The following is a 14,180-nucleotide window of genomic DNA, read 5'->3' on the forward strand; positions in this document are numbered from 1 at the left end:
CTTAATTAATCTTTAAAAATTGTTTAATGTGATTTGTTAATGTTTCTGTTTCTACCAGGAAACCGTCGTGACCAAAATCAGATTGCAGACGCACCAGTTTCGCACGCGGCAAATAACCGGCAATTTCTTCCTGCTCCGAAATCGGGAACAACATATCCGAATCAATCCCAATTACCAGCGCAGGCATGCGACATCGTTCCAACACTTTTTCATCCCGATTCCGGAAGACATTGTGTGAATCCATCGCTTTTGACAAAATCCAATAACTGAACGCATTAAACCGATTCACCAATTTCTCCCCCTGGTATTTTTGGTAGGAACTCGCTTTGAACTCATCGAAAGCAGTATGATCATCCTCACTCTGTGTCAAACGATAACCTTCGTAAGTCCTGTAACTCAACATTCCCATCGCACGGGCAGCTTTCAACCCTGCTTTTCCTCCATGTTCTTTTTTATCATAAAATGTCGGATCTGCCTGGATTGCCATCCGTTGCGCTTCATTGAATGCGATTCCGAATGGCGAATGTTTCAGGTTGGTCGCTATGGGAATCACATGATCGATCTTATCCGGGATCAGTAAGGACCATTCCAGCACTTGCTGTCCACCCAGCGAAGCACCGATCAAAACATGAATCCGTTGGATATCGAGTTCTTTTCGAACCCGTTCCAATCCGGCCACCATATCCCGGATAGTCAGCACAGGAAAAGCATCGAATCGCTCTTCAGGTAAAAGCTCTTTACTCAAGGGGCCGGTTGATCCGTAAGCACTTCCCGGGACATTTACTGCCACTATGAAATAGTTATTCGGATCAAAACATTTTCCTTCTCCGAATAAATCGCCCCACCATTCTTGCACCAAATGATTTCCGGTAAGTGCATGACATACCCACACGACATTGGATTGCTCGTCGTTCAATTTACCCCATGTTTGATAGGCTAGGGAAAGATTGGATAATTTCTTTCCGGATTCCAAAAAGAACTCGGAGCCGGATGAATACAAATGTTGAAATGGCTGTAAAGCCTTTTCGCTTGTGCGAAATGAAACGATTCTTGACATGAAAAAATGTGTTGTAAATGAAAAATGGGATTGACTGAAGAATTAACGACAGCAACAACAACACATTTGACCGGAAATAACGTTAAAAGGGATTACCCGAAGAACCGGGTGCAGATAAGGAATGTAAATTTTTGCTCTTTTCATAACACATTATTTATATTCGTCCGATACACTTTGTATCAAACTCGGAAGTTGGCACCGGTTTTCCAACCCCGACAAATATCATCGGGACTTAAAGTTGGTTGCCAGAGGGTCAAAAAGTCCGTCTCTCGCCTCTTCTGTATAAACTACTTGTATTCTCGCTTAGAATTACGGCGCAAAGGTTTTGAAAAGATTTTGAGAAAAGCAAATAAAATTGCAACATTTTTGATAATGAGAATCATCGGGTATCTTTATGAAATTTTACTACATTTAGTTTTGTGAAAAACATTCTACTAGTTATATCATTCTTGAGCCCTGTATTTTTATGGTCTCAACTTTCTGTTTCCTCCACTTATAACAAATTAAAAAAATGCAAATCAACCCAGTGCGATTTGATATTTATAAAAACCGTAGATACGGAAATCAAAAAGGACAAGGCACACGAGTTTGAATGGTTAGCCTGGGAGGCCGGCATCTTAGATTCGATCGGTTCGGATAAGAGAGATTCCATTCTCCAATTAATCCCATTGAAACGAGTCCCTGATTTAAAATACGGTTCCTCCGTATATCTCGCTTTGGGAAAACAAAAGGCTGATTCCAGTCAATTCAATGATGCGATCGTTTTATTTTATAAAGGACTCAAAACATCTCAGAGGTATGGGTTTCAATTCCTTGAAGCAACTATTCAGCGACAAATTGCTTTGAGCTATCTGAAATTGGATGAATATAAAAAAGCGGAAAGCCATTTACTCAGTTCCCTGAAAATCGCCAGACAACTGGAAGATCCTTTGCTACAGGCGAACGCATACATTAGCTTGGGGAATGCAGTGAAGGAGCAAAAAAGATATCCGGAGGCTATTCGTTATTACAACAAAAGCCTGGCTATCGCAAGAGAACTGAAAAACAAACGTTTAATTGCCGGAAACTACAATAACTTAGGTAATGTTATGCGCCGGACAAAAAAATATACCGAAGCGCTGAATTATTTTTTCAAAGCCTTAGAGATGAATAAGGCGACCAATAATCAGGAATGGATTTCATTCAATTATAACAACATCGGTCAAACTTACCAGGATCTTTCCAATTATTCCGAGGCCATAAATTATTTCAGAAAATCCTGTGAACTAAAACAAGAAATCGGTGACTCATTGAATCTCATATCCAGTTACCTGGGATTAGCCGGTGCATTGGCTAAAAATGGTTCCTATAAAGATGCTTTTGAATTTATGGAAAAATACAATTCATTGAAAGACACCATGAATTTGCATGAACAGGTAAAAGCATTGGAAGAATTAGAAACGAAGTATGAGACCGAAAAGAAAGAAGCTCAAATAAAGAATTTTCAAATCCAGGGTGAGTTACAAAAAGAGCGCGAACGGCGGTTAAATGACCAGGCTGAAAAAAACAGGAACTACGTGATTTTGTCAGTCGTATTGCTGCTGTTCTTGAGCGGCGGACTTTTAATACTCATCCGGTCAAACAGGCAGAAGCAACTTTCGAACAAGTTACTCAATTCCAAAAATTCTGAAATTGCGGAATCCCACCTTGCATTATCTGAAGCTATGGGTGAACTTCAGGTTAAAAACAAAGAAGTTCTGGATTCCATTAATTACGCAAATTATATCCAGCAAGCCTCTTTACCCAATCTGAAACAATTTAAAAACCCCGCAGTTGATATTGAATTGTTTTTTTCCCCAAAGGACATTGTAAGCGGTGATTTTTATTTCCTGTTTCCGCGAAAGGATGCACTGATTTTCGGAATCGGTGATTGCACTGGCCACGGTGTTCCGGGTGCAATGGTCTCGCTCATCGGAATGAATGGATTAGAGAAAGTGACGAAAGAAAATACCGGTCTGAACACTGCTTCCATGGTTGAAGAAGTAAACGAGTTTTTATTGAAAAGCCTCCACCGGGGAAGCAACACCATCAATGATGGAATGGATTTGAGTTTTTGTGTGTTCGAGCCGAACAATAAAATACTTTATTTTACCGGGGCAAATCACAATGCTTTAGTCATCCGCAGGAAATCAAAAAACACCGAGGATGAATTTCCAACCAAATACGAAAATGAAACTATTCAGATGGGAGTGATCAGCGGTACGCGAAGACCGGTTGGAAGATCATTTGTAAATGTTCCTTTTGAAAACAATCAATTCAATTGTATTTCAGGAGATCGGATAGTGCTATTCTCCGATGGTTATTCAGATCAAATCGGCGGGGAAACACGTAAAAAAATGAAACGTGCAAACATGATGAACTTACTTTTGGTTTCCTCCTCCGAAACGATCAGCAATCAAATGAACTACATGCGTGAAGCATTCCATAAATGGAAAATGGGTGCCGAACAAATTGATGATGTTTGTGTTATGATTATCGAAATAAAATAAGCATCAACACTCGGAAATATTTACCGAAATATTGGTCGCCAATCCGCCATCGGAAGTTTCCTTGTACTTTTCGTTCATATCCAGGGCAGTTTCCCACATGGTTTTGATCACTCCGTCCAAAGAAACTTTAGCGGTATCCGGATTTCCCTGTAAAGCAAGCTGACAGGCCGTAATCGCTTTAATCGCCCCCATGGTATTTCGTTCAATGCAAGGAATTTGCACCAATCCTCCGATCGGATCACAGGTTAATCCCAAATGATGTTCCATGGCAATTTCCGCAGCCATCATTGCCTGGTCCGGATCACCACCCAAACATTCCGTCAAAGCGGCCGCAGCCATGGCAGAAGAAACTCCAATTTCGGCCTGGCATCCACCCATCGCGGCTGAAATAGTAGAGCGTTTTTTGAAAATACTTCCAATTTCCGCAGCCACGGTCATGAATCGAATAATGTCTTTATCTTCCGTCCCACCGGCGAAACAAACATAATACATCAAAACGGCCGGAATTACTCCCGAAGCTCCATTTGTAGGTGCTGTCACCACTCTCCCGAATGCCGCATTTTCTTCGTTTACGGAAAGTGCAAAACAACTAACCCAATTCAAGGTGTTTTGAAAGATATTGCTGGTTGCCTGAATTTGTTTGATAAAATCTTTCGAGTCTTTGCAAGCGATGCCATTCAAGAGGCGTCTGCTCATTTCATATGCCCTTCTCTTTACGTTCAATCCTCCCGGAAGTGTTCCTTGCGTGTTTACACCCCGGTAAACGCAATCACGCATAACATTCCATATCTCTAAACATCCGGCAAATGTTTCTTCCTGGGATCTCCAGGTCAATTCATTTCGCAAGACGATTTCAGAAATCCCCACACCTTGTTCATCACAATATCTTTTCAGATCTGAAGCGGTTTCAATCGGAAAGGGCAACTGAACGGAATCCGCTGATTTTTTTTCCTCTTCCCCTTCTTTCACTACGAATCCACCTCCAACAGAGTAATACGTGTGTGATTCTTCCGAACCATCCATCATAACAACAGTCAAAGTCAGCGCATTCGGATGGCCGGGCAGTGATTTATTAAAATGAAAGATCAGATCTGTTTCGGGATCGAACGTAATGACGTGTTCCCCACAAATTTCTAATGTTTTTGTCTGATGAATTTTCTCAAATTTCGGGTCAATGGTGTTCACCGGAATGGTAACAGGGTCTTCTCCCATCAATCCCAAAAGAACAGCAATATCGGTTCCGTGTCCTTTACCTGTTTTGGCTAAAGAACCATATAAATCCACATGAATCCGTTTAATCTCTTTGATTCCCGGCTTTTCCTGGTATAAATTGATGAATTGCTGTGCAGCTCTCCACGGTCCCATGGTGTGAGAGCTCGAAGGACCGACTCCGATCTTAAAAATATCAAAAACACTAATTTGTTCCATTGGGTGAGTTTACTGAAGCAAGGTTAAGCAAAGAAATTGCTTAACCGGTCGTTACAAAGGTAAGTTTTCATCAGGGAATTGTTAAGAATTCCCGGTTAAATGAATAGAAATAAAACATCCTTGTTTAATTCACGGAATTATCTCACAAAAACCCATTCAGTAGCTGAAGATTGCTTTTCATCATACGAATATCCGTCAACGTGGTAACTTTTCAAATCTTCGGGATCAGTCAGCTCATTTTGAATGATGTATCTGCTCATTGCTCCGCGGGCATGTTTCGCAAAGATCATTACCACTTTGTATTCGCCGTTTTTAAACTCCTTGAAGACAGGAGTCACCACCGGATTCTTAACCTTTTTCCAAAGAATTGCCTTATTATACTCGGCCGAAGCCAGGTTGATAATTGCCTCTCCTTTTTCTGTTTCTTTCAACAGGGATTTAGTCAATTTATCTCCCCAAAACTGATACAGGCTTGAAATTCCTTCTTTGATATCCCATCTTGTTCCCATTTCCAAGCGGTACGGATGAATTAAATCCATTGGCTTCAGCAGACCATACATCCCGGATAAAATACGCAGATCATTTTGGGCCTTTTTCAATTCCTCCCGGGAAAGTGACTCGATATCCAGGCCTTTGTAAACTTCACCCGTAAAAAGAAAAGCAGCAGGTCTTATGTCTTCGGTTGGTTCGGGAGATAAATGCCACGATTTATTCCTGTTCACATTCAATTCTGCAATATCTTTTGAAACATGCATCAATTCCATAATGTCCTTTGCTTTCATTTTTTTCAATTTCCCAACCAGGGATTTTGCTTCTTTGGAGAAGACAGGTTGTGTGAAATCAAATTCCGGGAATTGACAATTTTCGTTGATGGATTTTGCAGGAGAAATGAGAATTTTCATAATTGATTTTGCTTTGCTCAAAAATACGTTGAAAAAATCGAATTGGTTTTCCGTTTAAAACAAGAATCGCCTCAAGTATATCCCGAGACGATTCCAACGCTATGAATAGTGTTTAGGTGTGACTATCATTTCAGCAAACTTACGTGGCCATCCAGTTCTGTTTTTTTATCGCTCGATTTATGTTTCACTTTGATTTTCCAGATGTAAGTTCCATCAAGCAATTTCTCATTGTGGTAAGTTCCATCCCAACCTTCTTCATAATTCAGTGATTCAAAAATGAGTTCTCCCCATCGGTTGTAAATCCACAGATGGTAACTGTTTACATCAAACCCGGATGTTAAAACAGGTTTAAAGACATTGTTAAATTCATCACCGTCCGGAGAAAATGCATTCGGAACATAATAAATCAAATCTTCTCCCACATGGACTGTTCTGGAAGTCGTATCCCGGCAGCCATCGCTGCTTACCGCAACCAAATAGACTTCATAATAAGCGGCTTCTTCATCCGGAAAAACATGGGTCGGATTTTCTGCCGTACTACCGAAAGATCCATCAGAAAAATCCCAGGAATAACTCACTGCTCCATAGGAATTATTGAAGAAATTGGCGAATGTATTGGATGTTTCCAGGTCCGTCGGAGTTACATTAAAATCAGCAATTGGATTCGGGTAAACACATAAAAAAGCAGGTTTTGTCCCCGAATTGGTACATCCTTCCGGAGTAGAAACCGTCAGTGTCACATCGTAGCATCCCGGTTCTCTCAACTCCATGTCCACGGTACCGCACCCCGCATATTGATCGCCGTTGGACAAACTCCATTGGCAATTGTTCAGATTTCCGGTAGATTGATTTGTTAAGGTGGTAATCAAAGGTGAACATCCTGCGACTTCCGTTGCCGAAAAATCAACCTGAGGAATAGGAACTACCGTAACACGGATTACATCTGTATTTTTACATCCGTTTACATCCGTCCCTTCAACAGTATAATCAAGAGTTGTTGAAGGAGTAAAAGCAACTCCGTTTATTACATAATTATCCCAAACATATGTGGCCGCACCCTGGCCATTCAAGGTAGCCGATTCCCCGTCGCAGATCGGAAAGTCATTCCCTGCAAATACATTAGGAAGGTCCCAAACTCTCACCAAAACATCACTTCCGATCACATTGGAACACATGGAAGCCGAACTTTCCTGAACAGATATTAATTCGTAAATAAAATCTCCGGGAATACTCGTGGGAACAGACATATTTAGTTGACCTGAAACAGAAACAATGGTTTGCGGAGCTCCTCCATTTACCGAATAAGTAAATGTAAACGGCGACACGCCATTTGTTCCCTGGAAGCTTACAATCGGTTGATTTTCATTCAGACAAAGGCTTGTGTCTCCTTCAATTGTGGCGCTCGGAAGCGGATTGATGTTAATGGTTGCAGTTCCTGCCTGGTTGGCTGTACAAGCGGTTGAAGAACCATCCTGAACACTCTGTAAAGTATAAACGAAGCTTCCAACTGTTGTTGTAGGTATCGTAATCGCAACCATGTTGGTTCCATTCAGCGTAGAGATCGTTTGTGAAACGCCATTCAAGGTATATGTAAAAGTATAAGGGCCGACTGTGTTCCCTCCTGTAAAAGTCACTTGAGGCTGATTGGAGTATTGGCAAATTGTTGCATCTCCGGTAATGGAGGCAGTGGGTAAATCGTTTACAACGATAGTTGCTACTCCCTGTTGTAAATTTAAACAGGCAGCGGCACTGGCATCCTCCACGCTAATCAAACTGTATTGATGGGTCCCGGCTACATTTGTAGGAACTGTAATCGTTGCAACTCCGGCAGCATTTGACGTCACTTGTACTGTTCCTCCCCCATTGTACGAATAGCTGAAGGTATACGGTGCCGTAGCATTTGCTCCTGTAAATGTAACTGTTGGCTGAGGATCATTCATACAAACGGTTGCACTACCAGAAATAACCGCTGTCGGCATCGGATTTACAGTCAGTACTCTGACATCCGTGTTTGTGCATCCCGCAGCGCTTGTTCCGGTAGCTGTATAATTTGTTGTTCCTACAGGAGGTGTGACTGTTGTTCCGTTAGGAGTATTCACCCCCCAAACATAACTGACTGCGGTTCCGGTGGCAAGCATGATCATTTGATCTCCTTCGCACATGGTAGCATCAGCACCGGCATCCACTGTTGGTAAGGCATTGATTGTTAGCTGAGTACTTGTAACGGCATAACACGGAACACTTGGAGTGAACGAAATCGTGTACAACTGGGAAGTGGTTGTAGTACTTGTAGATAAATCGATCACCCCCGTATTCGGATTAATGGTAACGGTAGCAGGAGAAACACTGTAAGTTCCTGCCAAAGGAGTTGAAAGATTTGGTGTCGGGTCAGCCGCATCCATGCAATACTCCGAATCGGGATAGGATAAAGTATACGGATTGGATGGATTTACAGTTACCAAAACCTGGTCCGTTGCTGCACAGCCATTCAAATCCGTCCCATTCACCGTATAAGTTTGCGTAATTGCCGGAGCAAACGCAACGCCATCTGTAACTCCGTTATCCCACACAAAGTTCGTTCCTCCGGAAGCTGCTAACGTGACATTTTGTCCTTCACAAACCGTTTGATCCGGCCCTCCATTGATAAACGGAACAAACACATTAACTGTAAGAGGAGCCGACTGGCATAGAAGATTTCCGTTGTTATCATACAACCCGGCAACAATTACCGTATCGCTATAAATCGGAAGAGTAATCGTGTTCGATGAGGGCGTGTTGCTTCCCGGAATGTCCCATCCGATATTGGTTGTTAAACAAGGACCTGCATTGATAAAAATATTATCCAATCCCCAGTTATCACAACAATTACCGGAAGAATTCAACTGGATCCATCTGAACATGGTGTTCGTTGTGGCAGCAGCCGCCGGAATCGGAATTGAAAATTGACTCCAGTTAGTGTAGGCTGTTGCTCCATTGATCGATGCATTTCCTCCCGGATTTGCACCGAGTTGAAAACCCCATGGACTGAAATAAACGAATTCAATCCAGGTCACACCACCGTCCAGACTATATTCGATAGAAACACCTTCGTCTTGTTCGTCAGGGCCTTCACAAGGAACGGCGCCTCCCTGAATGGCGTATCTCATTTCAAAATCCAGTGTTCCGCCAGAACAAACATCAAAACCAGGACTGGTAATATTTGGTGTTCCCACAGCCGTTGAAGCCCAAAAATAAGGCGTATTATCCAACGAATTCCCACAGGGAGAACCATAGTTAGCCGCTCCTGACGTAGACCATCCTGCAGGAAGTGCATTGTTATTAAAGTCAAAGGCCTGATTTGACTGAGTAACGGTTCCGGAAGCCGTTAACGTAACGACAGCTCCCGGACATATCGTTAGAGGGTTTGGTCCCGCAATTGAGACTTCGCAAGTTTGAGTATACCCAGTGAGCACACCGAGCAGACACACTATAAGTAATGTTGCTTTCATAGTAAGTCGTATAAATGAATAAGAAGTAAAGATCAACGGATCTTCATCCGGTTCGAATGCTGAATTATTCGACGATCAAATTTTCAATTCGTAATTCCTGGAAGTTCCATGCTCCCGAAAAATTCGGATTACGCAGGTAGACTTTAGTTTTGTCATCAGAACCGCAAGAGGCTGTATAAACCTGGTTGGGTGACAAACTAACATAGTAGAGGCTCTCATCACTGCCATTACATCCGGCACATCCTTCATCGTATTGAACGACAATATTAAAGCCCGCATGTAAATTCGCATTGGTAAGGTTTTCAATTTTTAAAAAAGCAAATTGATAAGCTTGTTTTCCGGTTTCAACGTCACAGTCCCCACGCACATAGGATATTTTAATTTGCGGAGTAGTAATGAGCTGGTGCTCCTCCTGTGAAAACGCTGTCGAACAAAAAAGCACGCAAGCAGCAATACTTTTTGTCCATTTGAACAGATCCCTTTTCATAATCTAACAGTTAGTAGCATCGGTCTATTTTAGTAGACAAATGTTTATTAATAGATGTGTGTTTAATAATAACCTCCCAAATAGTATTTTAGTCAAGTCATCTATTTTCAAGACTCTCTTTTGACTAAACAGTCTGCCTATTTTATCAAAACACAAAAGTTGGTTACAATTCTATTATTCCAGTCGAATATTAAGGTTTCGTTTGAATCAGTCCTTAGAAAATGGACTATGAAGATTTCAGTTTTGTTCTTTGGAGGAACATAACAAATATATAATAATTTAGTTCTTATGCAAGAAAAACAGGAATTATTATTTCAAAAAGTTTTGATGAGGGGGGTGTTACGATTAAAACAACATGTTACGAAATTCATCAGGCAAATACTGGTAACGTCTGATTACATCTCTGTCGTTTGGAAAATTAATGTGTCGTTCTTTTTATAACGGTTCATCGGTATATACCGATATTCCGATATAGCTATTTCACTAAATTGGAATATCGGAATTTAACATTAATACTATTGTAATAAATCAACTTTTCCACTAACTTAAATAAAATGCATTTATTTTAAATCAATCATGGGAGCATCAAAAGATTACAATTACACACCTGAAGAACTACTTATGTCGCAATTTGGAAGAGCAATCGGACATCCTGCAAGATCACGAATGATTAAACTGCTAAAAGAGAACAAATCATTCAGAAATACTGATATGTGCAAAATACTGGAAATGCGGGTATCCACAATTCACGACCACATTAAGATCCTAAGAGAAGCAGATCTAATTCATATAGAGTATGCAAGGCACGCATACCACATCACATTGAACCAGGAAAACTACCAGTTATATCTTAGCCAATTTAATTAAAGGCTTACATACCTCATAATAATCTCTGATTTATGCCCGTTTTTTTTCTGATATCTGAGACAGGCCTGTTGAATTCATTGTACGAAACTCAACAGGTATTTCAGCGCTTTCTTCTATTAAAAGAACTCTTGAATATACCCCTGCAATTAATATTTCTTTAAATGATCATCAAAGATTACTTCCAGCCAAAATGCTTTTCCGCTTCATCAACGATCTGACCGCCAATTGCCAGTGAAGCTGTTGCTGCCGGTGAAGGCGCATTCAAAACATGGATGGAGTTTTCATGGAATTCAAAGCGGAAATCATCCCGGGTATCTCCGTCTTCGGCCAATAGTAATGCACGTACTCCTGCTCTGCCCGGATGAATATCTTCCATTGTCAGTGACGGAATAATCCGCTGCAATGTTTTCAGGAATAAACGTTTTGAAAACGCTCTGCGGTATTCATCGATTCCAAATTTCATGTTATTAAAAAACAACTTCCAGGTCCCTTTGTAGGTCAATGCATCAAAAGTGTCTTTCATCGAAAAATCTGTTTTTCCGTATCCTTCGCGTTTAAAGGTGAATACCGCATTGGGTCCGCACTCGATCTCACCGTTGGTCATTCGGGTGAAATGTACGCCTAAGAACGGGAAATCAGGATTCGGCACCGGATAGATCAAATTTTTAACCTTATGTTTCGCTTCCTCTGTCAATTCGTAGTAATCTCCGCGGAAACCAACTACTTTTTCTTTCAACTTCACACCATCCTTCTTAGCCAAACGGTCTGCTTGTAAACCTCCACAGAAAATCAAAAACTTCGCTTCGACAGTTCCTTTGTTCGTTACAATCGTAGTTTTTTCAGGTGAGCGCTCAATACCAATGACCTCATGCCCCAACTTCATAGCGCTTTTTGGCTGCATGGAAAGTGCTATTTCCGCCATTTTCTCTGTTGCTCCCCGAAAATCGATAATTCCGGTACAAGGAACCCAAATACCGCCGATGCTTTCCACATACGGTTCGATTTCCTTTACCCGTTTCGCATCAATCATTTCAATTCCTTCGGTATTGTTTGCCAACCCGTTCTGAAAAATCTTATCCATGTTGGACAATTCCGATTGATCTACGGCAACCACTACTTTTCCGCAGACATCGTGTGCAATATGGTGTTCTTTGGCAAAAGCAACCAATTCATGACGACCTGCAACACAATTTTTAGCTTTCAGTGAACCCGGTTTATAATACAACCCGCTGTGAATCACTCCTGAATTGTTTCCCGTCTGATGGTCTGCCAGTTTCGCTTCTTTCTCAATCAAAACAATTGCTAAATCCGGATAACGCTTTTGCATTTTGTAAAGTGTCGCTGCACCTACTATTCCACCACCGATAATTGCTACGTCGTACGCCATGAATTTGTAAAATTTCTGCAAATGTACTAGAAAAAGCAATAGTATATAATCACTACATTTGAACACCGTCAAAAGGAAAAACAAGAATAAACGATGCAAAAAGGAAAAATTCACTTTGAAAACCTGAACGGATTGCGGTTCATTGGTGCTTTCATGGTTTTTCTTTTCCATGCGTTTACCATCAACCGGGAAGTCTGGGGCGATTTTTTTGAATCTCCCTCATTTCGGGTTATTCGTAAATTGACTTCTATCGGACATTATGGTGTCAATCTCTTTTTTGTCCTTAGCGGCTTTTTAATTACTTATTTGCTGTTAAAAGAATTAAAGGAAAAAGGGAAAATTCATGTGGGTTTCTTTTTGATCCGGCGAATCCTGAGACTTTGGCCGCTTTACTTTGTAATCATCCTTTTTGGGTTCTTTGTTTTTCCTCATCTTCCATTCGGCATCCAAACGATTCATGAATTCTGGCGTTACAGCCTGTTCTTATCTAATTTTGATGAAATAATCAACGGTAGCAGGGATTCCTTAAATTTTCTCACCGCAACCTGGAGTGTCAGCATCGAAGAACAGTTTTACATCGGCTGGGCACTGGTGATTGGTTTTTTTCAATGGAAAACGATTCGCTCTTTCCGGATCTTCTTCCTGGCAGTGATTGGCTGTTCTTTCCTGTTCCGTTGGTACTATTCAGAAAATCAATCGTTTTTATATTATCATACCCTAAGTGTCATTTCAGATATGGCAATCGGTGGATTATTGGCCTCATGGGTGTTTGAAAAACCATCCATCCGGATTATAGAAGAACTCAAAAAGGGACAAATCATCGGGATTTATCTTCTCGGAACCGTTTTTTTGTACACAGCCCACAAGTTGCTTCCCGGAAGGATGATCTCTTTTGAACGATTAATCTCAGGAGTTTTTTTTGCTTTCGTCCTGGTTGAGCAACTCAAATCCAAACATTCTTTCTTCAAAGCAGACCGGATTCCTTATTTCGAACGGGCGGGAAAACTAACTTATGGTTTTTACCTGTTTCACAGCCTCCTGATATTCTATCTCTGTAAAGCATTCGAAGCATTTAATTGGAACCAGCGAGCGGGCTATTTCGTGCTCTATTTCCTATTATTACTGGTATCAAATAGTCTCTTGTCACTTATCTCTTACCGGTATTTCGAAAAACCCTTACTGAATCTTAAACGTTATTTCAGAGCATGATCTCAATTGAAAACATCCAACTCGGTGACAACGCAGCTATTGCGCATTTAATTCGTGAAGTCCTGACAGAATTTGGCGCCAATAAACCCGGAACGGTATTCACTGACCCAACAACAGATAACCTGTTTAAACTCTTTCAGACAAAACATGCACACTATTTCGTAGCGAAGGAACAGGGGATCATTATCGGGGGATGCGGCATTTACCCGACAGAAGGATTACCGGAAGGCTGTATTGAATTGGTGAAACTTTATGTTGCGAAAAGTCATCGGGGTGTCGGTTTGGGAAAAATGCTGATGGAAAAATCTATTTCAGCAGCAATATCAGAAGGTTACAGCGAAATCTATTTGGAAACCCTTCCCGAATTACATATTGCTGTGGGACTATACGAACATTTGGGCTTTGAGTACCTGGATCATCCCTATGGGGATTCCGGGCATTTTGCCTGTGATTTGTGGATGCGTAAACTAGTTTAAACACGTAGGGCGCGATTAATCGCGCCCTACGTGTTTATCATCATTTTAATTTTATTGCAAACCGTTCAATTCCTCAATAAAGTAAACACCTTTATCTTCCATCATCTGACGAATAGCAGGGAAATCTTTCTTTGTCTTTGCTTCGTGGATCTTACTCAAAACGTCATCTCCAAAACTCAATGCTTCATCAATTAATTTCTCTGTAGCTTCTGTTTTGGATTCGTTATACAATTGGATTGAAAAACACTCATCCAATACGTCGATGATCATCCCGTTCAATTGCTTTTTGATTACTCTCTTATTTGCCATTTTTGATACTTTTTTTGACAAATTTAAGCAATATTCACCGAC

General features: G+C 41.0%; 11 protein-coding genes and 1 riboswitch. Of the genes, 4 read left to right on the forward strand and 7 right to left on the reverse strand.

The genetic code is table 11. The annotated features are described in order from the left end of the window. Position 1 precedes the first annotated feature (1 nt). Positions 2-1,057 carry a homoserine O-acetyltransferase family protein gene (locus FO442_RS03125; RefSeq protein WP_144331677.1) on the reverse strand — a complete coding sequence of 352 codons (1,056 nt, stop codon included), beginning with the start codon at positions 1,055-1,057 and terminating at the stop codon, positions 2-4. A gap of 151 nt (positions 1,058-1,208) precedes the next feature. Beyond that, positions 1,209-1,346, reverse strand: a riboswitch (SAM riboswitch). Between the two features lie 244 nt (positions 1,347-1,590). Between FO442_RS03125 and FO442_RS03130 the strand changes: the two genes are divergently transcribed. Next, positions 1,591-3,585: a tetratricopeptide repeat protein gene (locus FO442_RS03130; protein ID WP_186279857.1), complete on the forward strand. Its 1,995-nt coding sequence runs from the start codon at positions 1,591-1,593 to the stop codon at positions 3,583-3,585. Between the two features lie 3 nt (positions 3,586-3,588). Here the strand turns inward: FO442_RS03130 and FO442_RS03135 are convergent, their stop codons facing one another. From FO442_RS03135 to FO442_RS03150, 4 genes are all read right to left on the reverse strand, one after another. Beyond that, complete coding sequence (locus FO442_RS03135) at positions 3,589-5,013, reverse strand: L-serine ammonia-lyase (protein ID WP_144331679.1); 1,425 nt, start codon at positions 5,011-5,013, stop codon at positions 3,589-3,591. Positions 5,014-5,150: 137 nt separating this feature from the next. Further along, on the reverse strand, positions 5,151-5,915 hold the full coding sequence (yaaA, locus tag FO442_RS03140) for a peroxide stress protein YaaA (RefSeq protein ID WP_144331680.1): 765 nt from the start codon (positions 5,913-5,915) through the stop codon (positions 5,151-5,153). A 125-nt stretch (positions 5,916-6,040) separates the two neighbouring features. Continuing rightward, the gene (locus FO442_RS03145) at positions 6,041-9,403 is read right to left on the reverse strand and encodes a T9SS type B sorting domain-containing protein (RefSeq protein WP_144331681.1); all 3,363 of its coding nucleotides are present in this window, start codon (positions 9,401-9,403) and stop codon (positions 6,041-6,043) included. Between the two features lie 64 nt (positions 9,404-9,467). Further along, complete coding sequence (locus FO442_RS03150; protein ID WP_144331682.1) at positions 9,468-9,890, reverse strand: hypothetical protein; 423 nt, start codon at positions 9,888-9,890, stop codon at positions 9,468-9,470. Positions 9,891-10,466: 576 nt separating this feature from the next. Between FO442_RS03150 and FO442_RS03155 the strand changes: the two genes are divergently transcribed. Further along, on the forward strand, positions 10,467-10,757 hold the full coding sequence (locus FO442_RS03155) for a winged helix-turn-helix domain-containing protein (RefSeq protein WP_144331683.1): 291 nt from the start codon (positions 10,467-10,469) through the stop codon (positions 10,755-10,757). A 175-nt stretch (positions 10,758-10,932) separates the two neighbouring features. Here the strand turns inward: FO442_RS03155 and lhgO are convergent, their stop codons facing one another. Next, positions 10,933-12,144 carry an L-2-hydroxyglutarate oxidase gene (lhgO, locus tag FO442_RS03160; RefSeq protein WP_144331684.1) on the reverse strand — a complete coding sequence of 404 codons (1,212 nt, stop codon included), beginning with the start codon at positions 12,142-12,144 and terminating at the stop codon, positions 10,933-10,935. A 93-nt stretch (positions 12,145-12,237) separates the two neighbouring features. Between lhgO and FO442_RS03165 the strand changes: the two genes are divergently transcribed. Further along, positions 12,238-13,353 carry an acyltransferase family protein gene (locus FO442_RS03165; RefSeq protein ID WP_144331685.1) on the forward strand — a complete coding sequence of 372 codons (1,116 nt, stop codon included), beginning with the start codon at positions 12,238-12,240 and terminating at the stop codon, positions 13,351-13,353. Continuing rightward, a complete protein-coding gene (locus tag FO442_RS03170; RefSeq protein ID WP_144331686.1) occupies positions 13,350-13,829 on the forward strand; it encodes a GNAT family N-acetyltransferase in 480 nt (159 codons plus the stop codon). The genes FO442_RS03165 and FO442_RS03170 overlap by 4 nt, the downstream gene beginning before the upstream one ends. A 51-nt stretch (positions 13,830-13,880) precedes the next feature. Here the strand turns inward: FO442_RS03170 and FO442_RS03175 are convergent, their stop codons facing one another. Then, positions 13,881-14,138, reverse strand: a complete 258-nt coding sequence (locus FO442_RS03175; RefSeq protein WP_144331687.1) for a hypothetical protein — start codon at positions 14,136-14,138, stop codon at positions 13,881-13,883. Positions 14,139-14,180: the final 42 nt, after the last annotated feature.

Origin of the sequence: Fluviicola chungangensis, assembly GCF_007558725.1 — a bacterium.
GTDB lineage: Bacteria > Bacteroidota > Bacteroidia > Flavobacteriales_D > Crocinitomicaceae > Fluviicola > Fluviicola chungangensis.

Excerpts from the sequence above, each read along its gene's own strand:
- FO442_RS03125 (WP_144331677.1), bottom strand. The coding sequence starts at position 1,057 with ATGTCAAGAATCGTTTCATTTCGCACAAGCGAAAAGGCTTTACAGCCA.
- FO442_RS03170 (WP_144331686.1), top strand. The coding sequence starts at position 13,350 with ATGATCTCAATTGAAAACATCCAACTCGGTGACAACGCAGCTATTGCG.
- FO442_RS03145 (WP_144331681.1), bottom strand. The coding sequence starts at position 9,403 with ATGAAAGCAACATTACTTATAGTGTGTCTGCTCGGTGTGCTCACTGGG.
- FO442_RS03165 (WP_144331685.1), top strand. The coding sequence starts at position 12,238 with ATGCAAAAAGGAAAAATTCACTTTGAAAACCTGAACGGATTGCGGTTC.
- FO442_RS03175 (WP_144331687.1), bottom strand. The coding sequence starts at position 14,138 with ATGGCAAATAAGAGAGTAATCAAAAAGCAATTGAACGGGATGATCATC.
- FO442_RS03155 (WP_144331683.1), top strand. The coding sequence starts at position 10,467 with ATGGGAGCATCAAAAGATTACAATTACACACCTGAAGAACTACTTATG.
- FO442_RS03150 (WP_144331682.1), bottom strand. The coding sequence starts at position 9,890 with ATGAAAAGGGATCTGTTCAAATGGACAAAAAGTATTGCTGCTTGCGTG.
- FO442_RS03135 (WP_144331679.1), bottom strand. The coding sequence starts at position 5,013 with ATGGAACAAATTAGTGTTTTTGATATTTTTAAGATCGGAGTCGGTCCT.
- lhgO (WP_144331684.1), bottom strand. The coding sequence starts at position 12,144 with ATGGCGTACGACGTAGCAATTATCGGTGGTGGAATAGTAGGTGCAGCG.
- yaaA (WP_144331680.1), bottom strand. The coding sequence starts at position 5,915 with ATGAAAATTCTCATTTCTCCTGCAAAATCCATCAACGAAAATTGTCAA.